At 67.2% G+C, this 23,068-nt stretch carries 21 protein-coding genes and 1 pseudogene; 11 read left to right on the forward strand and 11 right to left on the reverse strand.

The features are described from left to right. Window positions 1–34: 34 nt before the first annotated feature. The 3 genes from GWK50_RS11775 to GWK50_RS11785 are packed head-to-tail and all read right to left on the reverse strand — an operon-like array spanning window position 35 to window position 3,912. Complete coding sequence (locus GWK50_RS11775; RefSeq protein WP_162016685.1) at window positions 35–1,597, reverse strand: malonyl-CoA synthase; 1,563 nt, start codon at window positions 1,595–1,597, stop codon at window positions 35–37. 7 nt (window positions 1,598–1,604) lie between these two features. Continuing rightward, window positions 1,605–2,423, reverse strand: coding sequence for an enoyl-CoA hydratase/isomerase family protein (locus tag GWK50_RS11780; protein WP_162016686.1), 819 nt, complete (start codon window positions 2,421–2,423; stop codon window positions 1,605–1,607). Window positions 2,424–2,460: 37 nt separating this feature from the next. Then, window positions 2,461–3,912: a malonyl-CoA decarboxylase gene (locus GWK50_RS11785; protein WP_162016687.1), complete on the reverse strand. Its 1,452-nt coding sequence runs from the start codon at window positions 3,910–3,912 to the stop codon at window positions 2,461–2,463. 170 nt (window positions 3,913–4,082) lie between these two features. On the opposite strand from GWK50_RS11785, the gene GWK50_RS11790 reads away from it, so the two are divergent. Then, on the forward strand, window positions 4,083–4,931 hold the full coding sequence (locus tag GWK50_RS11790; RefSeq protein WP_162016688.1) for an NAD(P)-dependent oxidoreductase: 849 nt from the start codon (window positions 4,083–4,085) through the stop codon (window positions 4,929–4,931). A 14-nt stretch (window positions 4,932–4,945) separates the two neighbouring features. After that, entirely contained in the window at window positions 4,946–5,575 is a 630-nt protein-coding gene (locus tag GWK50_RS11795; protein WP_162016689.1) for a TetR/AcrR family transcriptional regulator, read from the forward strand. 69 nt (window positions 5,576–5,644) lie between these two features. Here GWK50_RS11795 and GWK50_RS11800 read toward each other — a convergent pair whose 3' ends face one another. Together GWK50_RS11800 and GWK50_RS11805 are read right to left on the reverse strand one after the other, a co-directional pair. Next, window positions 5,645–6,130, reverse strand: coding sequence for a MerR family DNA-binding transcriptional regulator (locus GWK50_RS11800; RefSeq protein WP_162016690.1), 486 nt, complete (start codon window positions 6,128–6,130; stop codon window positions 5,645–5,647). Window positions 6,131–6,132: 2 nt separating this feature from the next. Beyond that, window positions 6,133–6,429, reverse strand: a complete 297-nt coding sequence (locus tag GWK50_RS11805; protein WP_162016691.1) for an SCP2 sterol-binding domain-containing protein — start codon at window positions 6,427–6,429, stop codon at window positions 6,133–6,135. A gap of 148 nt (window positions 6,430–6,577) precedes the next feature. Between GWK50_RS11805 and GWK50_RS11810 the strand changes: the two genes are divergently transcribed. The 7 genes from GWK50_RS11810 to GWK50_RS11840 all read left to right on the forward strand — a co-directional run bounded on the left by GWK50_RS11810 (window position 6,578) and on the right by GWK50_RS11840 (window position 16,192). After that, entirely contained in the window at window positions 6,578–7,486 is a 909-nt protein-coding gene (locus GWK50_RS11810; RefSeq protein ID WP_162016692.1) for an SDR family oxidoreductase, read from the forward strand. Beyond that, complete coding sequence (locus tag GWK50_RS11815) at window positions 7,483–9,105, forward strand: carboxyl transferase domain-containing protein (protein ID WP_162016693.1); 1,623 nt, start codon at window positions 7,483–7,485, stop codon at window positions 9,103–9,105. The genes GWK50_RS11810 and GWK50_RS11815 overlap by 4 nt, the downstream gene beginning before the upstream one ends. Window positions 9,106–9,133: 28 nt before the next feature. After that, window positions 9,134–10,288 (forward strand): acyl-CoA dehydrogenase family protein, encoded by a 1,155-nt coding sequence (locus GWK50_RS11820; RefSeq protein WP_162016694.1) that lies wholly within the window; start codon window positions 9,134–9,136, stop codon window positions 10,286–10,288. A gap of 38 nt (window positions 10,289–10,326) precedes the next feature. Beyond that, window positions 10,327–11,118, forward strand: a complete 792-nt coding sequence (locus GWK50_RS11825) for an enoyl-CoA hydratase-related protein (RefSeq protein ID WP_242455364.1) — start codon at window positions 10,327–10,329, stop codon at window positions 11,116–11,118. Between the two features lie 241 nt (window positions 11,119–11,359). Beyond that, entirely contained in the window at window positions 11,360–13,354 is a 1,995-nt protein-coding gene (locus GWK50_RS11830; RefSeq protein WP_162016696.1) for an acetyl/propionyl/methylcrotonyl-CoA carboxylase subunit alpha, read from the forward strand. Further along, window positions 13,351–14,226 carry a 3-keto-5-aminohexanoate cleavage protein gene (locus GWK50_RS11835; RefSeq protein WP_162016697.1) on the forward strand — a complete coding sequence of 292 codons (876 nt, stop codon included), beginning with the start codon at window positions 13,351–13,353 and terminating at the stop codon, window positions 14,224–14,226. The genes GWK50_RS11830 and GWK50_RS11835 overlap by 4 nt, the downstream gene beginning before the upstream one ends. Before the next feature lie 100 nt (window positions 14,227–14,326). Continuing rightward, window positions 14,327–16,192, forward strand: coding sequence for a long-chain fatty acid--CoA ligase (locus tag GWK50_RS11840; RefSeq protein ID WP_162016698.1), 1,866 nt, complete (start codon window positions 14,327–14,329; stop codon window positions 16,190–16,192). 1 nt (window position 16,193) lies between these two features. On the opposite strand, the gene lgt is transcribed toward GWK50_RS11840, so the two are convergent. Continuing rightward, window positions 16,194–17,000, reverse strand: coding sequence for a prolipoprotein diacylglyceryl transferase (gene lgt / locus GWK50_RS11845; RefSeq protein WP_162016699.1), 807 nt, complete (start codon window positions 16,998–17,000; stop codon window positions 16,194–16,196). A 186-nt stretch (window positions 17,001–17,186) separates the two neighbouring features. Between lgt and vapB the strand changes: the two genes are divergently transcribed. Both vapB and vapC read left to right on the forward strand, forming a co-directional pair. Then, a complete protein-coding gene (vapB, locus tag GWK50_RS11850) occupies window positions 17,187–17,420 on the forward strand; it encodes a type II toxin-antitoxin system VapB family antitoxin (RefSeq protein ID WP_162016700.1) in 234 nt (77 codons plus the stop codon). Continuing rightward, window positions 17,420–17,830 (forward strand): tRNA(fMet)-specific endonuclease VapC, encoded by a 411-nt coding sequence (vapC, locus tag GWK50_RS11855; protein ID WP_162016701.1) that lies wholly within the window; start codon window positions 17,420–17,422, stop codon window positions 17,828–17,830. The genes vapB and vapC overlap by 1 nt, the downstream gene beginning before the upstream one ends. Before the next feature lie 31 nt (window positions 17,831–17,861). On the opposite strand, the pseudogene GWK50_RS19895 reads toward vapC, so the two are convergent. The 5 genes and pseudogenes from GWK50_RS19895 to GWK50_RS11880 all read right to left on the reverse strand — a co-directional run. Continuing rightward, window positions 17,862–17,987: pseudogene (locus GWK50_RS19895) on the reverse strand (dihydroxy-acid dehydratase); the annotation flags it as partial. A 110-nt stretch (window positions 17,988–18,097) separates the two neighbouring features. Further along, on the reverse strand, window positions 18,098–20,308 hold the full coding sequence (locus GWK50_RS11865) for an ATP-binding protein (protein WP_162016702.1): 2,211 nt from the start codon (window positions 20,306–20,308) through the stop codon (window positions 18,098–18,100). Beyond that, window positions 20,293–21,531 (reverse strand): hypothetical protein, encoded by a 1,239-nt coding sequence (locus tag GWK50_RS11870; protein ID WP_162016703.1) that lies wholly within the window; start codon window positions 21,529–21,531, stop codon window positions 20,293–20,295. Before GWK50_RS11870 ends, GWK50_RS11865 begins: the two co-directional genes overlap by 16 nt. 29 nt (window positions 21,532–21,560) lie before the next feature. Beyond that, window positions 21,561–22,022, reverse strand: coding sequence for a hypothetical protein (locus tag GWK50_RS11875; RefSeq protein ID WP_162016704.1), 462 nt, complete (start codon window positions 22,020–22,022; stop codon window positions 21,561–21,563). A 68-nt stretch (window positions 22,023–22,090) separates the two neighbouring features. After that, complete coding sequence (locus GWK50_RS11880) at window positions 22,091–22,927, reverse strand: hypothetical protein (RefSeq protein WP_162016705.1); 837 nt, start codon at window positions 22,925–22,927, stop codon at window positions 22,091–22,093. Between the last annotated feature and the right edge of the window lie 141 nt (window positions 22,928–23,068).

Raw genomic sequence — 23,068 nt, forward strand, 5'->3', positions numbered from 1 at the left:
CAAGGCCCGTTTTTTCTGGTGAGATGGAGGAAGTTCAGGCGAACAGGCCCTTGTACTGCTCGCGCAGCAGGTTCTTCTGCACCTTGCCCATGGTGTTGCGCGGCAGCTCCGGCACCACGTAGCACTGCTTGGGAATTTTGAAGTTGGCCAGCCGCGCTTTCAGAGCTGCCACGATGGCCTCGGGCTGCAGCACGGCGCCCGGCTTGGCAATGACCACCGCCACGCCCACCTCGCCAAAATCGGGGTGCGGCACACCCACCAGCGCGCTCTCGGCGACACCGGGCAGTTCGTTGATATAGCCTTCCACCTCGGCCGGGTAGACGTTATAGCCGCCGCTGATGATCAGGTCCTTGCTGCGGCCGACGATGCGCACGTAGCCGCGCTCGTCCACCACGCCCACATCGCCGGTCTTGAACCAGCCATCGGGGGTGAACTCCTCGGCCGTCTTCTCGGGCATGCGCCAGTAGCCCTTGAACACGTTGGCGCCGCGCACCTGGATATTGCCGGTCTCGCCCACGGCCAATGCCTGGCCGTCGTCCCCCACCACGCGCAGGCCCACGCCGGGCAGCGGGAAGCCCACGGTGCCGCCACGGCGCTCGTCCTGGCCGCCATGGCGCGCATCCGCCGCATAGGGGTTGGAGGTGAGCATGATGGTCTCGCTCATGCCGTAGCGCTCCAGAATGGTGTGGCCCGTGCGCTCCTGCCAGTCGCGGAAGGTTTCGATGAGCAGCGGCGCCGAGCCCGAGATGAACAGGCGCATGTGGCTGGCCGCTTCGCGCGTGAGCGCGCCCTCGCCCAGCATGCGCACGTACAACGTGGGCACGCCCATGAACACGGTGGCACGCGGCAGCGCGGCGATCACGGCCCTGGGGTCGAACTTCGCCAGCCAGAGCATCTTGCTGCCGCCCAGCAGCGCCGCGTGGATGGCCACGAACAGCCCGTGCACATGGAAGATGGGCAGCGCGTGGATCAGCACATCATCACGGCGCCAGCCCCAGTATTCATTCAGCATCACCGCGTTGGACAGCAGGTTGCCGTGCGTCAGCATGGCCCCCTTGCTGCGGCCCGTGGTGCCGCTGGTGTAGAGGATGGCGGCCAGGTCGTCCGCGCCCTTGCGCGCCGCCTCGTGCGTGTCGGCATGGTGCGCCGCGCGCTCCAGCAGGCTGCCGTTGCGATTCTCGCCCAGCGTGAACACATGGCGCGTGCCGGCCGTGAAGGCGATCTTCGACACCCAGCCAAAGTTGCCCGGTGTGCACACCACCACGGCGGGCTCGGCGTTGCCGATGAAGTATTCGATCTCGGCGCTTTGGTAGGCCGTGTTGAGCGGCAAGAAGACATAGCCCGCGCGCAGCGTGGCCAGGTACAGCAGCAGGGCCTCGACCGACTTCTCCACCTGCACCGCCACGCGACTACCGCCCGGCAGACCCAGCGAGGCCAACAGGTTGGCGATGCGGCTGCTGGCGCGGTCGATGTCTCGCCAGGTGTAGTACAGCGGCGTGCCATCGGGCGCCGTGGTCTCGATGGCAGTGGCGTCCAGGTCGGCGGGAAAGGCCGCGCGCAGGGCGGCGAACAGGCTGTCGTTGCGGGGTGCGTTCATGGCGATGTCAGAAGGCGGGTGGGCGTTTGGCAAGAAAGGCGTTGATGCCCTCGCGGTGCTCGGCGCTGTCGGCGTAGGCGTAGGGGTCCGATGCACCGTTCACTATGTTTTCAATAGCTGCTTGCGCTTTTCCATCAAGGGCTAGAGGCACTTTTAATGCTCGAAGCATCTGTTTGTTCAGGCGCGCCGCCTGCGGTGCCAGGCCCGCCACGCGCTGGGCCGTGCCCAGGGCCTCGGCATCCAGGCGCTCGTCGGGCACCACGCGGCTGAGGAAGCCGCGCGCCAGCATGTCGGGCGCGGCGAAGGTGGCGGCTTCGAGCAGCATCTGGCGCGCCGTCAACTCGCCCACGGCGCCCGCCACCAGCTGCGCCTCGCGCGGCGCCATGGGGAAGCCCAGGCGCGCGATGGGCGCGCCGAAGCGCGCGCCCGCGGCGGCGATGCGGATGTCGCAGCAACTGGCGATCTCCACGCCCGCGCCCATGCAGGCGCCGTCGATGCGCGCCACGATGGGCACATCGCAGGCCAGCATGGCCGAAAGGCCGCCCCAGACATCGTTCTCATGGAAATCGCGCAACTGCGCCGGGTCGAAGCGGAAAGCCGGGTACTCGGAGATGTCACCGCCCGCGCAGAATGCGCCGCCTTCGCCTTCGATCAGCACGCAGCGCGCTTCTGTATTGCGCTGGATGCTCTCGAACACAGAGCGCAACTGGCGCCACATGGCGCGCGACATGGCATTGAGCCGCCCGGTGTGGCGCAAGGTCACCACCACCACACCGGCGGCGCCGGCTTCTCCGGCGGCCGGGGCCGCCACCACTTCTGCTGTCATGTATCTGGATTCCTTCTGAACCGGTCCTGTCGCGCTTTTAGCGGAAGGCACACAGGCCTTCGATCTCGCGCGACGCCGCCACCTGGCCTTCGGCCAGCTGGGCGCGGTGTTTGTCGATGCGCTTGAGATCGTACAAGTAGTTCACCATCAGCCCGTAGGACTGCTTGAGCCCCTTGGGCGACGGGTCGCCCGCCCAGTTGAGCCGCTCCACGCGCGCCCCATTGCCCAGGTGGAAGCGTGCCACCGGGTCCACGGGCTTGCCGTCCTGCAGTTCGCGCGCCAGGTAGTGCGCGGCGCACTGCAGCAGCATCTGGCGCACGGGCGAGTGCTCGTCCAGCGCCTGTGCCTTGTCGAACGCCGCGAGCAGGTGCGAGGCCTGCGGCGGCTCGAAGCCCACGGCCCGTCCCAGTTCCGCACGGCGGCGTTCGTCCAGCCGCTCGATCATGGCGCCCGCATGCTTGCCCAGCCAGGCACGCAGGCCCGGGATGGGCGAGAGCGTGGCGAAGGTGCGCAGGCGCGGAAACTCCTGTTTGAGCGTCTCCACCACATGCTTGATGAGCGAGTCGCCAAAGCTCACGCCGCGCAGGCCCGTCTGCGTGTTGCTGATGGAATAGAAGATGGCCGTGGTGGCTTTGCTGATATCGCACGGCGCGGCCGCCTCGTCGAGCAGCGGCGTGATGCTGTCGGAGATGCGATCCACCAGCGCCACCTCGACGAAGATCAGCGGCTCATTGGGCAGGCGCGGATGGAAGAAGCCGTAACAGCGGCGGTCGCTGTCGAGGCGGTTCTTCAGGTCGGCCCAGCTGCGGATGTCGTGCACGGCCTCGTACTGGATGAGCTTTTCCAGCAGCGAGGCGGGCGAATCCCAGGACAGGCGGCGCAGCTCCAGAAAGGCCACATCGAACCAGGTGGAGAACAGCTGCTCCAGCTCGGCATCCAGTGCCAGCAGGCGCTTGTCTTGCTTCAGGGCCGGCAGCAGCTCGGCGCGCAAATCCACCAGGAAGCGCATACCCTGCGGAAACACCGCGAAGCGCTGCAGCAGCCGCGTGCGCGGCGACACCAGCGCACGGCGCAGATGGATCTCGGCCTGGCCCTCTTCTTCCGTGCCCGCCGCCGCCTCGTAGCGCAGGCGCGCCGACTTGAAGCGCGTGGCGTCGGGCGCGAACTGCTCGCTCATGAGCAGCCACATGTCGCGCCGCTCCTCGGGCTCGGCCTGCGCATACCACTGCGCCACGGCGTGGGCCCGAGCACCGCCCTCGACCTCGCTTACGCGCGGCGCCACCACTTCCTGCAGGTCGGCCAGCAGGCGGCGAAGGGCGCGCGGCGACAGCGCCTCGTTGCCGCGCCTGAGTGTGGCCTGCAGGCGCTCGTGGGTGCTGCGCTCCACCTCCACCTTGGCGGCCTGTGCAGCCGTCGGGGCGCCTTCAGCGGCACGGGAGCCGCGCAGGCGCGAAACGCTGCGGGCGATCCATTCGGGAGCGGTGGTCATGGGCTTGATCGAGAAGACGTTGAGAGGCCGGTCACGGCAGAAATTATTGGCCATTGTGCGCGAGCACAGGCCACCAGAACAAAATAGACATACTGTCTAGACGAACTGTTTTTGTTTCGGTACAGTCGCCCAGCAACGCTCCAACCCGGGGCAGCCCCGAAAGGAAAATCATGTCCCTACACGGCAAGACCCTGTTCATCAGCGGCGGCTCGCGCGGCATCGGCCTCGCGATCGCGCTGCGCGCCGCGCGCGACGGCGCCAACGTGGCCATTGCGGCCAAGACCACCGAGCCGCACCCCACGCTGCCGGGCACCATCCACACCGCAGCGCGCGAGATCGAGGCCGCGGGCGGCCAGGCCTTGCCGCTGCTGTGCGACATCCGCGACGCGGACCAGATCGACGCCGCCGTGGCCCGCACCGTGGAGCGCTTTGGCGGCATCGACATCTGCATCAACAACGCCTCGGCCATCCACCTCACGGGCACGCTGCAGACCGAGCCCAAACGGCTGGACCTGATGCAGAACATCAACGCCCGGGGCACCTTCCTGGTCAGCCGCGCCTGCATCCCGCACCTGATGAAGGCGGCCAACCCGCATGTGCTCAACCTGGCGCCACCGCTCGAATTCAAACCCGAATGGTTCGCTCCCTACCCGGCCTACGCGCTGGCCAAGTATTCGATGAGCCTCTATGCCATGGCCATGGCAGAGGAGTTCCGGCACGAGCGCATCGCCTTCAACACGCTCTGGCCCAAGACCTACATCGACACCGCCGCCGTGCGCCACATCGCAGGCACCCAGGCCCGGGCCGTGAGCCGCACGCCCGAGATCATGGCCGACGCCGCCTGGCACATCCTCACCCAGCCGAGCACCGCTTTCACGGGCCGGCACTGCGTGGACGAGGACGTGCTGGTGGAGGCCGGGGTACGCGACCTGCGGCCCTACCGCTGCGAGCCCGGCAGCACGCCGCTGGCGTTCGACCTGTTCGTGCAGCCGGGGCACCATCCGCAGGCCGTCGTGTAATTACGCGGCTTCCCATGGCCTCCATCACCCGGCGCAACCGCGCCACCACCGACACCTCTCTGCCCGCCGCCATGGACCGGTTGGTCGAGGCTTTCGAGCGCCTGCTCGCGCGCGGCGAGAGCTTCACGACCATCAGCGTGGAAGAGCTGGCGCGGGAAGCGGGCATGGCGCGCGCCACCTTCTACCTGCACTGTCGCAACAAGGGGCAGCTCGTCAGCCACGCCATGCAGGCGGTGCAACTGCAGCTCAAGACCGCCGCCCGGGCTCGGCTGAAGAAGTCCGGCAGCTACGGGCGCGCCGAGTTCCAGGCCTTCATGCGCGAGGTGGTGGAGATCCTGTTCCGGCACCGCCACGCCATCTGGGCCATGAACGAGGTGTCCGCCTACGATCCGCAGGTGCAGGCGGTGTTCGCCGAGTTCATGGACCACCGCACCCGCGAGATCCAGCGCACGCTCGACCAGCTCGCAAAGGAAGGCGCAGCCCACCCGGCCGCGCACGCTGGTCTCGCGCGCATGCTGGCTTGGACCATCGAGCGCAGCTTCTGCAAGATGCTGAACGAACAGAGCACGCCCAAGGAGCGCGAGGCGCTGGCGGACATGCTTACGCACACGATCTGGAGTGCGCTCGCGTCGGTCGGCGGCTGATGCCGTGAAAAGAAAAAAGCGCCGAGGCCCAAAAGCCAACGACGCCACAACAGAACGAGTCCAGAGACATCAGTCCAGCGGAGGCAGCCCCAGGTTCTGGCGCACATTGCTGTTGATGATGCGCAGCTCGGCCAGGCTGCTCTCGATGTGTGCGCGCTTTTGCTCCAGCTCGGCAATGACCTTGTCGGTGCGCTGTAGCACATAGCGCAGCTGCTGCTCGCGGCCCTCGCCGGCCTGGCCGTACATGTCGAGGTACTGCTTGATCTCGGCCAGCGAGGAGCCGATGGCCTTGGCACGCAGGATCAGCGCCAGCCGCGCACGGTCGCGGCGGCTGTACACGCGGGTGCCATTGATGCGGCGCGGGCTCAGCAGACCTTTGTCTTCGTAGAAGCGCAGGGTCCGCGGCGTCACGTCAAAGGCGTTGCACAGCTCTGTGACCCCGAACAGCTCCGAATGCTTGTCGTCGCTGTTGTGGTCATCCAGCAGCTGGCGCGCGGCCGCCGCCGTGGCTGCAGCCTGCGCGTCGCCCTGCGCGGAAGTGCGGCCTGCAGCCATGTTCAGACCACCCGTTGCAGCTTCATGGCGACGCTCATGTCGCCGCTGACCTTGAACTTGCCGCTCATGAAGCCGGTGACGGGGTTCAGCTGGCCGGTGAGCAGTGCGTTCAGGTTCTCCAGCGAGATGGCCACAGTGCAGTCGGTTTCGCGGTCGTTGTTGTCCACGGTGTTGGGGGTGGATGCGCCATCGATGACGATCTTGCCATCGTCGCCGCAATCGAACTTGAGCACGGCGTTCAGGCCGCTGTTGTCGCCCACTTTGGCGCGGATGGCTTCGGTGCATTCCTGGATGTTCATGGTGTTCCTTGCAGGTGTTGAGAAATCAGGGTGTGCATCATAAAGCCATTTCATCACGCATAGACAAGGGAAAATACCTATAAGACATATGGTTGACGTTAACGTCATGTTGACATCTAATTCGTCACCCAAGCAGTTTCAACCCTCCATGAACCAGCCCACTCCTCCACTTCAGAACACAGCCTCCCCGGCCGCGCGCTATGACAGCGTCTTCCGTCCAGGCCTGTTTGCCGGCCGCACCCTCTGGGTCACCGGCGGCGGCAGCGGCATCGGCCGCTGCGTGGCCCACGAACTGGCGTCGCTGGGCGCGCGCGTCGTCATCAGCGGCCGCACCCAGGAGAAGCTCGACCGCGTGGCGCAGGAAATCCGCGACGACGGCGGCCTGTGCGAGACCATCGCCTTCGACATCCGCGACGAGGAAGCCGTCAAGGCCGCCGTGGCCACCATGGTGGGCAAGGTGGGCCCCATTGCCGGCCTGGTCAACAACGCGGGCGGGCAGTTTCCCGCGCCGCTGCAGGCCATCAGCAAGCGCGGCTTCGAGGCCGTGGTGAGCAACAACCTCACGGGCGGCTTTCTGATGATGCGCGAGGTGTTCCTGCAAAGCATGCAGGAGCACGGCGGCGCGATCGTCAACATGACGGCGGACTTCCGCAACGGCATGCCCGGCATGGGCCACTCGGGCGCGGCGCGCGCGGGCATGAGCAACCTGACCATGAGCGCCGCCTTCGAATGGGCCAGCAGCGGCGTGCGCGTGAACGCCGTGGCGCCGGGCTGGGTGGCCTCCTCGGGCATGGACAGCTATGGCGGCGCCGTCAAGGCCCTGATCCCGCAACTGCGCCAGCATGTGCCGCTGCGCCGCCTGGCGACCGAGGCCGAGATCAGCGCGGCCATCGTCTTCCTGCTCAGCCCCGGCGCGGCCTTCATCACCGGCATCACGGTGCAGATCGATGGCGCGGCCTCGCTGGGCAGCGCCGTGTTCCCCAGCCTGGACCATCAACGCTCCCAACCTTTCGAGGGCTTCCACCGCGCCCAGCCGCCCGAGGTGCTCAAACCATGACGCAGATCCGTTCCCAGATCGACCCGCGCACCGACGCCTTCCGCCGCAACCACGAGCGCATGGCCGAACGGCTGGCGCAGGTGCAGGCCCTGCAGGGCCAGGTGGTGGCGGAATCCGCCTCCAAGCAGGACAAGTTCGAGAAGAAGGGCCAGTTGCTGCCGCGCGAGCGCGTGGCGCGCCTGCTCGACCGGGGCAGCAGCTTCCTGGAACTCAGCGCCCTGGCGGGCCTGGGGATGCACGATGACGACGGCAAGAAGTCCGTGCTCGGCGGCGGCTCCATCGTGGGCATCGGCCAGGTGGCGGGCAAGCGCGTGCTGATTTCGGCCAGCGACAGCGCCGTCAAGGGCGGCACCGTGGCGCCCATGGGCCTGAAAAAAGGCCTGCGCGCCCAGGCGATTGCGCTGCAGAACAAGCTGCCGCTGGTGTCGCTGGTCGAATCGGGCGGCGCCAACCTGATGTACCAGGCCGACATTTTTGTGGACGGCGGACGCAGCTTCGCCAACCAGGCGCGCCTGTCGGCCGCGGGCATTCCGCAGATCGCCGTGGTGCACGGTTCGTCCACGGCCGGTGGCGCCTACCTGCCCGGCCTGTCGGACTACGTGGTGTTGGTCAAGGACCGCTCCAGCATCTACCTGGCCGGCCCGCCCCTGGTGAAGGCCGCCATTGGCGAGGACACCACCGACGACGAACTGGGCGGCAGCGAGCTGCACGCCCGCGTGACCGGCCTGGGCGAGTACCTGGCCGAGAACGACGCGCACGCCATCGCCATCGCCCGCGACCTGCTGGACCACCTGCCCTGGGACGAGGCTGCGGGCCAGGACGCCAGCGTGCGCGCGCCGCTGTACGACGCCGAGGAGCTGCTGGGCATCGTCCCGGCCGACGAGCGCGAGCCCTACGACGCGCGCGAGATCATCGCGCGCGTGGTCGATGGCTCGCACTTCCTCGAATTCAAGGCGGCCTTCGACGGCGACACGGTGTGCGGCCATGCGCGCATCGATGGCCACCGGGTCGGCCTCATCGCCAACAACGGCCCCATCCAGCCCACGGGCTCGGTCAAGGCGGCGCAGTTCATCCAGCTGTGCGACCAGAGCGGCACGCCGCTGGTCTTTCTGCAGAACACCACGGGCTACATGGTGGGCACGGCGGCCGAGCGCGCCGGCGCCATCAAGCACGGCAGCAAGATGATCCAGGCCGTGGCCAATGCGCGCGTGCCCAAGTTCACCATCGTGGTGGGTGGCTCGTTCGGCGCGGGCAACTACGGCATGTGCGGTCGCGGCTTCGACCCGGACTTCATCTTCAGCTGGCCCAGCGCACGCACCGCCGTCATGGGCGGCGCCCAGGCCGCCATGGTCATGGAGATGATCAGCCGCGGCAAGCTGGAGCGCGCCGGCGTGCCCCTGGGCGAGCAGGCCGAGGCCGGCATCAAGGCCATGAGCGAGCAGCTCAAGCGCCGCCTGGACCTTGAATCCGACGTGCTGTTCGGCACCGCGCGCCTGTGGGACGACGGAATCATCGACCCACGCGAAACCCGCAACGTGCTCGCCCAATGCCTGGCCATGGCCCGCGACGCCAGATCGCGCGTGCTGCACCCCAACACCTTCGGCATCGCCCGCATGTAACCCCTTTCTTGAATCCGGAGCCCACACCATGCAATTCACCCCCGAGCACGAGCAGATCCGCGACACGGTGCGCAAATTCGTCGCCAACGAGATCAACCCCCACACCCGCGAATGGGAGAAGGCCGGCATCTTCCCCGCGCACCAGCTCTTCAAGAAAATGGGCGACCTGGGCCTGCTGGGCATCAAGTACCCCACCGAGTTTGGCGGCATGGGGCTGGACTTCAGCTACTCCATGGTCATGGCCGAGGCGCTGGGCGACTGCAACGTGGGTGGCGTGCCCATGGCCATCGGCGTGCAGACCGACATGTGCACCCCGGCGCTGGCGCGCTTTGGCAGTGACGAGCTGCGCCGTGAATTCCTCGCACCCTCCATCGCGGGCGACCTGGTGGGCTGCATCGGCGTGAGCGAGGTCACCGGTGGCTCGGACGTGGCCGCACTCAAGACCACGGCCAAGAAGGATGGCGGCGACTACGTCATCAACGGCTCCAAGATGTGGATCACCAACGGTATGCAGGCCGACTGGTGCTGCCTGCTGGCCAACACCAGCGAGGGGCCGGTGCACTCGAACAAGTCGCTCATCATGGTGCCGCTCGATGCCCCAGGCGTGACGCGCCAGAAGATCGAGAAGATCGGCATGCATTCGAGCGACACGGCGCAGCTCTTCTTCGACAACGTGCGCGTGCCACAGCGCAACCTCATCGGCCAGGAGGGCGCGGGCTTCATGTTCCAGATGCTGCAGTTCCAGGAAGAGCGCCTGTACGGCGCTGCCAGCAGCCTCCAGTCGCTGGACAACCTGATCGACCAGACCATCGAATACACGCGCCAGCGCCACACCTTCGGCCAGCCCCTCCTGAACAACCAGGTGGTGCACTTCCGCCTGGCGGAGCTGCGCACCGAAGTCGAAGCCCTGCGCGCCCTCACCTACCGCGCCGTGGAGTCGTATGTTGCGGGCAAGGACGTGACCAAGCTCGCCTCCATGGCCAAGCTCAAGGCGGGGCGCCTGTCCCGCGAGGTGGCCGACTCCTGCCTGCAGTACTGGGGTGGCATGGGCTTCACGGCGGACAACCCCATCAGCCAGGCCTACCGCGACAGCCGCCTGATCTCCATCGGCGGTGGGGCGGACGAAATCATGCTGGGCATCATCTGCAAGTTGGAAGGCACCTTGCCGGGCAAGAAGCGCTGAAGCGGATTGATGCTATGAGTTTTATAGCTATTAGCGCCGTGAATACGGGCCCCGTGCTCGAAATCACCTTGAACCGCCCCGACGTGCGCAACGCCATGTCGCTGGCCATGGTAGAGGAGCTGCGCCAGGCCCTTGCGCAGGCCGAGGCCAGCGTGGGCAGCGCCCACCCCACCCGCGTGGTGGTGCTGCGCGGCGCAGGCGGGCATTTTTGCGCCGGGGGCGACCTCAAGGACATGGCCATGGCCCGCATGCGCGCCATGGAGGCCCCGGCAGGCACCGACCCCATTGCCGAAGTCAACGCCGCCTTCGGCCGCATGTGTGCCGCCTTTGCCGACACGCCACTGGCCGTGGTGGCGGTGCTGGAGGGCACGGTGATGGGCGGCGGCTTGGGCCTGGCCTGCGTGGCCGACGTGGCCATCGCCACCGAGACGGCGAGCTTCCGCCTGCCCGAGACCTCGCTGGGCGTGGTGCCCGCGCAGATCGCACCCTTTCTGGTCGAGCGCCTGGGCTACTCACAGGCCAAGCGCCTGGCGGTGACCGGCGGCAAGCTGGATGCGGCGCAGGCGCTGCGCATCGGCCTGGTGCACCAGCAAGTGGCCACCGCCGACGTGGACGCCGCGCTGCAAGCCGTGCTGGCCGACATCCTGGCCTGCGCCCCTGGTGCGCTGGCCGCCACCAAGGCGCTGATGGCCAAGGCGCGCTGGAACGCCCCTGCCGCGCTGGTCGATGAGGCCGCCGCCCTCTTCTCCCGCGCCGCCCAGGGCCCCGAGGGGCAAGAAGGCACCGGCGCATTCCTGCAGAAACGCAAACCACACTGGGTTCCGGCATGAGTTTTTCAAAGATCCTGATCGCCAATCGCGGTGACCAGCCGCGCAGCGGCGCAGCGGCGAAGCCACATCGCGTGGTGCGCGCAGCGCACGCAGGCGGTTTCTCCGCGAAAGGGGCACCACATGTTTAACAAGATACTGATCGCCAATCGCAGAGACCAGCCGCGCAGCGGCGCAGCGGCGAAGCCACATCGCGTGGTGCGCGCAGCGCACGCAGGCGATTTCTCCGCGAAAGGGGCACAGCATGTTTAACAAGATACTGATCGCCAATCGCGGAGAAATAGCCTGCCGGGTCATCCGCACCGCCCGCGCGCTGGGCTACCGCACGGTGGCCGTGTACAGCGACGCCGACCGCGATGCCCCCCATGTGGCGCTGGCCGACGAAGCCGTGCACATCGGCCCCGCACCAGCGGCCGAGTCCTACCTGCAGTTCGACGCCATCCTGGGCGCCTGCAAGGCGACGGGTGCCGATGCGCTGCACCCCGGCTACGGCTTCCTCAGCGAGAACGCCGCCTTTGCCCAGGCCTGCGAGGACGCGGGCGTGGTCTTCATCGGCCCGCCGCCCAGCGCCATCGAGGCCATGGGCGACAAGGCCCTGGCCAAGCAGCGCATGATCGCCGCCGGCGTGCCCTGCGCGCCCGGTTACCTGGGCGCAGACCAGGCCGACGCCACGCTGGTGGCCGAGGCGAAGAAGCTCGGCTACCCGCTGCTGGTCAAGGCCGTGGCGGGCGGCGGCGGGCGCGGCATGCGCCTGGTGCGGCACGACAGCGAGTTGCAAGCCGCCATCGAGGGCGCGCGGCGCGAGGCCACCAGTGCCTTTGGCGACGGCACGCTGATGCTGGAGCGCCTGATCGACAACGGCCGCCACATCGAGATCCAGGTCTTCGCCGACGCGCATGGCAACGCCGTGCACCTGGGCGAACGCGACTGCACGGCGCAGCGCCGCCGCCAGAAGGTGATCGAGGAGGCGCCCTCCCCCGTGGTCTCGCCGCAAATGCGCGCGCAGATGGGGGCCGACGCCGTGGCCGCCGCGCTGGCCGTGGGCTACCGGGGCGCGGGCACGGTCGAGTTCATCGTCGATGCGCAGAACCACCACTACTTCCTGGAGATGAACACGCGCCTGCAGGTCGAGCACCCGGTGACCGAGTGCATCACCGGCCAGGACCTGGTGGAGTGGCAGTTGCGCGTGGCCGCGGGCGAGCCGCTGCCGCTGGCGCAGGAGGACATCATGCTGTCCGGCCATGCCATCGAGGTGCGCCTGTACGCCGAAGACCCCTACGACGGCTTCGCGCCGCAAACCGGCGCCGTGCGCTACTGGCGCCCCGAGCAGGCGCTGGCGGGCCGCGCCCGGGGCCAGGCTGCGTTTGGCGAGGTGCGCATCGACGCCGGCATCCGCGAGGGCGGCGAAGTCACCCCCTACTACGACCCCATGGTGGCCAAGCTCATCGCCCATGGCCGCGATCGGAACGACGCCATCCGCCGCCTGATGGCGGCGCTGGACGACGCGCCGCTGCTGGGCCTGCGCCACAACGCGCGCTTTCTGCGCGACCTGCTGGACCACCCGGCCTTCCGCGAGGCGCGCATGCACACCACGCTGATCGACCAGTGGCAGCAGGCAGGCGAACCCCTGCTGCAGCGCCCCCAGCCCGATGCGCTGGCCTGGGCCCTGGCGGCCGCCGCGCTGGCGGCTGGCGAAGGCGGTGCCCGCCGCCCCGACAGCGTGGCCACCTGGGGCACCACGCTGGTGCTCGCGGGCGGCAGCGAACAGCGCGCCGTGCGCGTGCGTCCCCACGGGGCGCAGGTGCAGGTGCAACTGGCGGGCGCAGACAGCTTCACGTTCGACGCCGTGCGCTGGCAGGACGAACGCCTGACCTGGCGCCAGGGCGGCGTGCAGCGCAGCGCCGTGTGCCAGATGCAGGGTGGCCAGGTCACGCTAGCACTGGGCGCCACGGTGCACCAGTTTGCTGAGCTGTCGCCCTTCCCGCAGAGCGACCCGGCCCTGGACCCGCGCAAGCTGCGCTCCCCGGTGGCGGGCACGGTGTGCGCCGTGGCCGTGGCCGTGGGCGAGCAAGTCAGCGCCGGGCAGCCCTTGCTGTGCGTGGAGGCCATGAAGATGGAAATGTGGCTGCACGCCCGCGCCAGCGGCACCGTGTCGGCCCTGCACGCCCAGATCAAAGACAGCGTTGCCGCCGGCAGCGTGCTCGCAGAAATCGACATCACCGAAGAGGTCCCCGCATGACGCAAGAAAAAGCCATCCTCACCTGCGCCCTCACCGGCGTGCTGACCAACCCCCAGCAGCACCCGGTGCCCGTCACCCCCGCGCAGATGGCCGCGCAGGCGCGCGACGCCTACAACGCGGGCGCGAGCATCATGCATGTGCACATCCGCGCGCAGGAGCCCGGCATGGGCCACATGCCCAGCTGGGACCCGGACGTGGCCCAGGAGGTGGTGGACGCCATCCGGGCGGCCTGCCCGGGCGTCATCATCAACCTGACGACCGGCGTGATCGGCAAGGACATCAGCGGGCCGCTGGACTGCATCCGCCGCGTCAAACCCGAAATCGCCGCCTGCAATGCGGGCAGCCTGAACTACCTCAAGCTCAAGGAAGACGGCACCTGGGCCTGGCCGCCCATGGTGTTCGACAACCCGGTGGCCAAGGTGCAGCAGCTTCTCGACGTGATGGAGGAATGCGGCACACACCCCGAGTTCGAGTGCTTCGACGTGGGCATCGTGCGCTCGGTCACCATGTACATCCGGAACGGCATGCTCAAGCCCGCAATGGGCCGCCCCGAATACAACCTGGTGATGGGCGTGGCCTCGGGCATGCCCTGCGACGCGCGGCTGCTGGAACTGCTGCCGCAGTGGATGGCCCCCGGCGCCGTGTGGCAGGCCACGCTGATCGGCCGCCAGGAGATCTGGCCCGTGCACCAGAAGACCGCCGACCTCGGCGGCATGCTGCGCACCGGCCTGGAAGACACCTTCTATCTGCCGGACGGCAGCCGCGCCAGCGGCAACGGTGTGCTGATCGAGGCGCTGGCCCAATGCGCGCGCAATGCGGGCCGCGCGATCGCTTCCACCGCCGAGGCCCGCCAGATGCTGGGCTTGGCCTGAGCATCACCCGGCCTGTGCGCGACAGGCCCCCGCCAGAGGGGCCGGCGCGCCGCCTGCACTCCACGTGCAGGCCATCCCCCAAAAAAATGGAGACAAGAGCATGCCAACCTCCCTAGCGCAGAGCGGGCCGCTGGCCGCGAGCGACCAGCGCTTCCAGAGCATTCCGGCCCGCTTCATGGCCACCAGCCAGCGCCAGCCGCAGGCGCCCGCCTATTTCGTGCGCGACGCGCAGGGCTGGCAGCCCACCACCTGGCAGGAATACGCCCAGCAGGTGCGCCAGGCCGCGCGCGCGCTGGTGGCGCTGGGCGTGCAACCCGGCGACGCGGTATGCATCCTGGGCTTCAACCGCCCCGAGTGGACCACCATGGACCTGGCCGCCATGATGGTGGGCGCCATGGCGGCCGGCATCTACTGGAGCAGCGCGGCCAACGAGATTGCCTACATCGTCGAGCACAGCGGCTGCGCCGTGCTGCTGGTGGAAAACGAGACGCAATGGGCCAAGGCAGCGGCAGAGCCCCAGGCGCTGGCCCGCCTGCGCGCCACCGTGCTCATGCGCCAGGCGCCGGGCGATGCCCAGCCGCAGGTGCCCGAGGGCGTGGCCGCGCCCATGGCCTGGGAGCGGTTCCTGGCGCTGGGCGGCATGGAGCACGATGCCGAGGTGCAGCGCCGTATGGACGCCATCCGCGAGGAGGACATCGGCACGCTGATCTACACCTCGGGCACCACAGGCCACCCCAAGGCCGTGGAGCTGACGCACGCCAACCTGAGCTGGACCTCGGCGGCGCTGTCGGCCGCTTTCCAGGTGGGCCCGCAGGACCGGCTGATCTCCTACCTGCCGCTGGCGCACATCGCCGAGCAGCATGGATCCATCTGCAACCATGCGCTGGCGGGCTACCAGCTCTACTTCGCGCGCTCGCTGGAAAGCCTGGGCGAGCACCTGCAGGAGGTGCACCCCACAGTGTTCTTCGGCGTGCCGCGCGTGTGGGAGAAGATGCAGGCCGCCATCGCCACCAAGCTGGCGGGCGCCACAGGCGTCAAGGCGCGGCTGGCGCGCTGGGCGCTGCGCACCGGGCGAGCCTGGCACGCCGAAGCCCTGCAGGGACGCGAGCCCGGCACGCTGCTGAACTTGAAAAACACCATCGCCCACCGGCTGGTGCACAGCAAAGTGCAGGCGGCGCTGGGCTTTGACCAGGCGCGCATCCTCATCTCTGGCGCGGCGCCTATTGCCGTGGAAAACCTGGAGTTCTTCACCGGCCTGGGCCTGCTGATCGGCGAGGTGTACGGCCAGTCCGAGGACTGCGGCCCCACCGCCATCAGCCTGCCCGGCTTCATCCGCCTGGGCGCGGCGGGCAAGACCCTGCCCGGCATGCAGGTGCGCATTGCCGACGACGGCGAGATTCTCGTCAAGGGCCCGAACGTGTTCCGGGGCTATCGCGGCCGCCCCGAGGCAACCGCCGAGACCTTGCAGGACGGCTGGCTGCACAGCGGCGACCTGGGCCGCATTGACGAGGACGGCTTCATCTACGTGACCGGCCGCAAGAAGGACCTGCTCATCACCTCGGGCGGCAAGAACATCTCGCCCGGCAACATCGAGGCCGACCTGATGAACCTGCCGCTGGTGGAACACGCTGTGGTCATCGGCGACTCGCGCCACTACCTCAGCGTGCTGCTCACGCTCAAGCCCGATGTGCTGCAGGCGTTTGCCCGGCAACTCCAGCTACCCGGCGGCCCCGCCGACTGGACCCGCAGTGCGGCCGTGCACGAAGAGTTGCAGCGCGGCATTGACGCCATCAACGCCCGCCAGGCGCGTGTGGCGCATGTGCGCAAGTTCTCGGTGCTGGAGAGCGCCTTCACCATCGACAACGGCTGCCTCACGCCCACACAGAAAATCCGGCGCAACGTGGTGCAGCGCCAGTACGCCGAAGAAATCGAAGCCCTGTACCGCGAAGACACCAGGGCCTCGTGAATCAGGCCCGGCGTGCGCTCCAGAGCCAGAGCCCCACACCCCCAACGATCATGGGCAGACACAGCCATTGCCCCATGCTCATGCCCAGCGACAGCAGACCCAGGTAGCTGTCGGGCTCGCGGAAGTACTCGGCGATGAAACGGAAGATGCCGTAGCCGAACAGGAAGGCCGCCGCCACCTGTCCCTGGCGCCGCTCCTTGCGCGCGTACAGCCACAGCAGCACGAACAGCAACAACCCTTCGAGCAGGAACTGGTACACCTGCGAGGGGTGGCGTGGCTGCATCGAGCCGCTGTGCGCAAACACCATGCCCCAGGGCAGGTCGGGGCTGGCAAAGCGCCCCCACAACTCGCCGTTGATGAAATTGCCCACGCGCCCGGCTGCCAGCCCCGTAGGCACGCAGGGCGCCACGAAATCGGCCACCTGCAGCCACGGCCGCTGGCGCGTGCGCGCGAACCAGAAGAAGGAGCCAATCACGCCCAGCAGCCCCCCATGGAAGCTCATGCCGCCCTGCCACACGGCGAAGATCTCCAGCGGGTGCGCGGCGTAGTAGCCCGGCTTGTAGAACAGGCAGTAGCCCAGACGCCCGCCCACAATCACACCCACCACACCCAGAAAAAGGATGTCCTCCACGTCCTTGCGCGTCCAGGCCGCAGGGCCAGTGAGCGACGCAAACGGCTCATGCCGCAGGCGCCGCAGGCCCAGGAGCATGAACAGACCAAACGCAGCCAGGTAGGTCAGCCCGTACCAGTGGATGGCCACCGGGCCAAGTTGCAGCGCGACGGGGTCGATATGGGGGTAGGTCAGCATGGTGGTCGGTATTGTGCCCGGCATGGAGCGCTGGGTTGCCGCCCACGGCAGCTATCCCGCATTTTTTGAATCAAATTGGCCTCCAGCGCTTATCCAGCAAGCGCGAGCAGCTATGGTTTTTGTACTGCTTTTCGGACCGCTTGGCTTGACCACCACCAACGCCATATACATCCAGAAAGGATTGTCATGGCCATCAGCTCCGTCTTTATCAACAACCGCACGCAAGCCGTGCGCTTACCCGTCGAGTTGCGCCTGCCGGAGGGCGTGCGCAAGGTGGAAGTGCGTGCCAGGGGGAATGAACGCATCATCTCGCCCGTGGGCCAGACGTGGGACAGCTTTTTTCTGGGTGGCCCAGCGGTCAGTGAAGATTTTTTGCCAGAGCGCACCCCGCAGCCCCTCGGTGAGCGGGAGCCTCTCTGATGCTGCGCTACCTGCTCGATACGAACATCGTCATCTACGTGTTGAAGCGGCGCCCCATCGAGGTACTCTCGCTCTTCAACGAAAACGCCAGCCGCATGGCGATTTCGGCAATCACGCTGTCGGAACTGTTCCACGGTGCGGAAAAAAGCACACGGGTGAGCGACAACCTGGTCGCCATTGAAGACTTTTGCAGCCGTCTGGAGGTTCTGCCGTATGGCGCCAAGGCTGCGCAGCACTATGGCGCCATTCGTGCGGGCCTGGAGAAGACCGGGCAGCCGATTGGCGTCAACAATCTGCACATCGCCGCCCATGCGCGCAGCGAGGGGCTCATTGTGGTGACCAACAACGTCGGCGAGTTTGCCCGCGTCCCTGCCCTGCAGGTGGAAAACTGGGTTCAGTCACGCAACTGAATCGCACAGTGGTACAGCACGCAGCCTCCTGAATGCGGATGCGGTCGCCGTTGCGCATGAGGCCTATGGCGCCTTCCGCAGCAGCCTCGGGCGCGCAGTGGCCGATCGACAGGCAGAACGTGCCGCCCGAGAAGCGCCCGTCGATCAGCAGCGCGCACCAGACGATCCAGTTCGGCAATAAGGGCGTCGAAACCAATGTTGTCGTCCATGGTGACTGAGGAGTAAGTGGCCATGGTTCAAGTAAAAGAAGGGGAATGCTTGAGTTGGCTAACTGCGCGCCAACACCGCCAGCTCCTGGTGCAGCAGCAGTTCCACCTCGGCTGGCTCGAACTGGTCTTGCAGCAGCGGGATGGCAAAGCGGTATTCGGCGTCCTGCTTGCGCAGCACATAGGCCAGTTGCAGACGCGCCAGCGATTGGCGCAGGGCCTGGGGATCACCCGCAATGCCGTGGCTCTGCAGCAGTTGGGCCAGGGCCACCAGGCTCACACCGCCCGCCTGCGCAGTCTGATAGACCACGATGCGATCGAGGCGGCAGGCCGCTTCGTCGTGGCTCAGGCGCCCCCAGCCAGCCAGGGCGTCCTGCACGGCCTGCGAGGCCAGGGCCTGGTCCAGATGGCGCTTTTCGATCACGCGCTCCGCAGGCGCCAAGGCCTCCAGACATTCCTGGCACAGGATGGCAACCAGATTCGCTCGCTGGCCGCTGGCTTCCACCAGCCGATCCACCAGGCGCTCATTGTCAAAGCCCAGGCGGAGTTTGCGCAGCGGCTCGGTGGCCAGTTCGCGGCAGGCGGCGTGCTCCAGGCCCCCAATGGCCAGCACCTCGCCAAAGTTGCGCAGCGGGCTTTGGTAGTCGAGCACAGCCGTGGCATACAAATCCCAGAAGCCTGCCAGCATGAACCAGCAGCGCCCCTCTTCGCTGAGTGCGCGAAGGGCCGAAAGCTGCGGGTAGCCATGGCTCGACTCGTCGCGAAAGAACAGATCGGCCTCGTCGATCAGCAATACCAAGCGCTTGCCCTGGTACTGCGCCTGCAGGTGGTCCACGATGGCCTCCAGCGGCGTATCGGCCGCCAGGCCAAACTGCAGCGCCATGCGCGGCGCCAGGCGGTGGTCGCGCAGCGAGACGTAGTGGCACACGGTGTGCGGGTGGCCCTGCATGCGGCGTTGCACTGCCTTGAGCAGACTGCTCTTGCCCAGTTGGCGCCCACCCACAACCAGGTAATTGGTGGGCTCACGGTTGATGACGCGGGCCAGCAACTGCGCGCGGCCAAAAAAGGCGCCTTCGCGCGTCACACCGCCACGCGTCTGGTACGGCGAGATGCGGGTGATGCGCAGCTGCGCGGCCAGCAGGCGCAGCAGCACCTGCAGGGCTTCGCCGCCGACCAACCACTCGGTCTGACTGGCACTGTCCACCATCACGTGCAGATTGGCACGGTCCTCGGCGTGGGCCTGCAACAGGGGCTGGGGAGCGTCCACGCTGTGCTCACTCAGGATCAGCAGCACGTCGCTGCCGGTCTGCGCGGCGCGCAACTGGCGCAGCACGGTAGCCTCGTCCATGTCCGGCGCGGGCACGAAGACCAGGCAGCGGTCCAGCGACACGGGCAGGTCGGGCCGGAACTGCCACTCGAACACCTGGCCGGGCAGCGCCCAGTCGGTGCTGGGCTGGCAGCGGGCCGAAACACGCTCGGCCATCGCTCGGGCCAGAGCCTGGGCGCGCTCTTCACCTGTGGCCTGCGCGCACAGCACGGCACGGCGCCAGTCCACCATGCGGATGTCGGCAGCCAACAAGGTGGCCTCCAGGCGCCGCAGCCAGCGCAGCAGCCGATCCATCTGCGGTAGGCGTGCCAAAGGCGTGCGGCGCAGCCGTGCGGGGCGCAGCTGGCCCGCGCCGATCAACGGGTGGCGCAGCACCCACACCACGGCGCCCACAGCGAAGATCAACGCGCACCACACGATGAGCGAACGCAACCAGCCAAACGGGTCGGCATCGGTGTGGGTGACTGGCGTCGCACCGAGTGAAAAATCGTCGCTACTGCCCTCTAGGCAGTTGATGGGCAGATAGCCTGACGGGATGGGCGGTTTGCCAGGGCGGCAGCTCCAGGTGTGGGTGCCGGGTTTGAGCTCCACCAGCACCTGTGTGCCAGCCAGCTTGCCCAGCTCCGGGTTGTCGGCAATGTCTGCCTGCAAGACATGGGGGCGCGGAGAGGTGACACGCAGTTGCGGGTTTGCAATGGGGGGCGCGTAGGCCTGAATGTCCCTTGGCCAATGCCCCAGCTCGTTGCTTGCCTCGATCATTGCCATGCGCCACTGCACCAGCTCCCCCCACACGGGGCCCACATTGACGGCGGCAAGAAACCTGCCGCGCGTGGCCGGGTTGAACTGGGGGGTGAACATCGCGCTGGCTATAAACAGGGCTACCGCCGCGATGACCACCGCGCGCACCACCGGCCTGGTCAGAAGGGGACTCAGTCGCTCGAACATGATTCCAGCACCATCAAACCAGCTTCACGCACCGTGTTGCAGCGCCAATGCAGCCGCGCCGACTCACCCGTGCCACGCACATGGATCAGGTTGCCCCAAAACAGGCGGCGCAGCTCGTCATCCTGCAGGTAGGGCCGCGCGCGGCCCAGGTCATCGGCCTGCAGCAGTTGTCGCAGCCGCGCACGGGTGGCCGGGACCTGTGCCAGCGGCAACAAGGTCTGCCACAGGCGCGGGCTGCTGGCCAGGTGGGTGCGCAGCGCGCTGGACGATGCATGCGCCTCATTCCCAGCGCCATCCAGGCCCTGGCTGTCCACCAGCCACTGAAGCCCTTCCTCGAACAATGCCGGGTGCCCCCCGCTGAGCGTCTGCAGCGCAGTCACCACCGGCACGGCCCAGCGGTGCTCCGGCCAGCGCTGGCGGGCCAGCTGCATCAGATCATCCAGAGACGGATCGGGCCAATGGTTGACCTGAGCGATGTTGAGCAGCGAGAGGTCACCGCCGCGGTATTTGAGGTCGGCCAATGCCTCGCCGCCACACAACAGCAGGTGCAGGCGGCCGCTGTGCATCTCGCTCAGGCTGCGCAGGATGCCTGCCAGGGTCTCACGCAGCGCGGGTGTGCCCTGCTCGAAGCGGCTGACCAGGCAGAAGATGCGATCTCCCTGCAGCAAGCGACGCTCCAGCGCCGATTCAAACTCATAGTCCGAAGCCACCTCACCCAATCCACACTGGCGCCCGATGGCGGCAAAGTACTCTGCCTGCGCAGTGCTCACGCTGAAGGGCGGCTGGATGTGCAGCACCGCACCCTCGCCGTACTGCACCCGTGCGCGCTGCAGCAGTTCTTGCCGAAAGGGTGGCTGCCCCCAGTGGGCCGGCGACAGCAGCAGCGAGATCGGGTACGGCACGGCCTGCGCCAACTGGGCAAACAGGCGATCCAGGAAGGCTGCAAAGGGTTGCGCCACACCACCAGCCTCGGCCTGCAGCGGAAACTCAGGCGCAAACCCTGCGGCACTGAGCAGCCGATTGGCCTCGCTTTCAGTCAGTCGCAGGTAGCGGGTGCAGGCCACCAACTTGTCGCGCGAGCGGGGGTTGGGCGCCGAGATGCCGTTGCGCCAGTTGTTCACCGCTTCACGGCTCAGGCCGATCTCGGTGGCTACGCCCGAGGCACTGGCTCGGATACGCCGCATGTAAAGCGCCAGCAGATCGGGAAAAGAGTCTGTAACCATGTATGAGAAACAAGGGGAAAGCAGCGCAGTTACAACAAGCCCTGCACCATGGGCCACGCCTTGGTGCAGCCCAGGCCACAGGCCGTGAGCACAGGACTGTAGAGCACCACAACCCCCAGCAGCGTCATCAACCAGCCTGGTGAGGGCTCGTCCGCCTGGGCGGTGCTCGGTTCGCCAGTTCCAGCCCCTGCCTCCAGCCCGTCCTCACCGTCCTCACCGTCCTCGCCCGTCACCTCTTGCACCAGCATCACTGCCACCAGCATCAGCGAGATGCCCAATGCCCCCAGGTATGCGTACTGCAGCCCAGTACCCTCCAGGGAATAGAAGTACCCGGCCAGCACCAGGGCAGGCAGCACGAAGAAGCTCCGCATCTGCCACCGGTACCAGTCGATCCCCTCTTCCTTCTTGTCAAGAGCCCCCATCACCAGTCGGTAGGTGATGGCACCCAACACAAAGATCACCCCACCCCACCATTCGATCGCTGTCAGCATCGTTCAATCCCCCTCATTGTTGTTTGCCGGTGTTGTCGTTTGTCCGTCTCGCCCACCATGGGTCGACATCAACCCGTCGCAGCTTGGGCGGCAGCGTCACCGTCCTCTGCGTCACCCTGCAGATCCTTGTGTTCGCGCTGCATATAGAACAGCGGCAGCGTGATGGCCAGCACCAGGCCCAACCCCAGCCACAGCCAGAGGCCCTTGAAAAGCAGCACGGTGATCACCGTGAACACCACGGCATGCAGCAGTCCTTTGAGGCCCGCACGCAGCAACAGCACGGCCATCAGGCCTTGCACCGGCGACTGGCCGCTTTTTCCCATGGTGCGGGCCAAGTCGATAAAGGCCTGCGCGGCCTCCTCGCCCTGCTTTCTGCGGTCAGCCTCATCCCTGCGCAGCTTGGCCACGGACACGGGTTTGGCAGGGTCACGAGAGCAGCCATGGGGTGCTGACTGTTCATCCGCCTCAGCGCCCCCATCGCTATGAGGGCCCATCGGCTCCACCACAGTGAGCCACTGGGAGTGGGCTTCGAGAAAGGCCTTGCGCGCCACCCATCGCCCCTGGTCAAAGTGCATCCGCTCGGTTTCACCAACCTGGTCGTAAAACACCTCCAGCACCGCCGCACGTAGGCCGTGGGAAAACAGAGATTCCAGGGCGCGCAGGGGCAAGCCGGCACTGGTGCCGGTATCGAAACACAGCAGCAAATGGGTAGGTTTGGCCACCAACTGCGGGTTGAACCACTCCTCGTCCCACAGGTCGTCCAGGCTGGCCACCCCCAGTTCCTGGGCCCACCGCTGGGCTTGTCCAGTATTTCCAGCGGCGATGTACTGGTACACCAACTGTGCCTTTTTTTGCTGGATGGGATTGTCGAAAAAGAGCTGTAGCGTGTGGGCGTTTTGAGACATGGTGCTTGGAATCAGGGGCCATTCGAAGAAGAGTGTTCGGATTGTGGTCCGGCACCTGCAAATCGCAGCTCACCATGTTGTCCACCGCTCGTATCCTGCGCACCTGACAGGATGTCCACCCATGGCGTATCTCTTGGAGCG

The sequence above is a fragment of the Acidovorax sp. 210-6 genome, assembly GCF_010020825.1.
GTDB lineage: Bacteria > Pseudomonadota > Gammaproteobacteria > Burkholderiales > Burkholderiaceae_C > Simplicispira > Simplicispira sedimenti.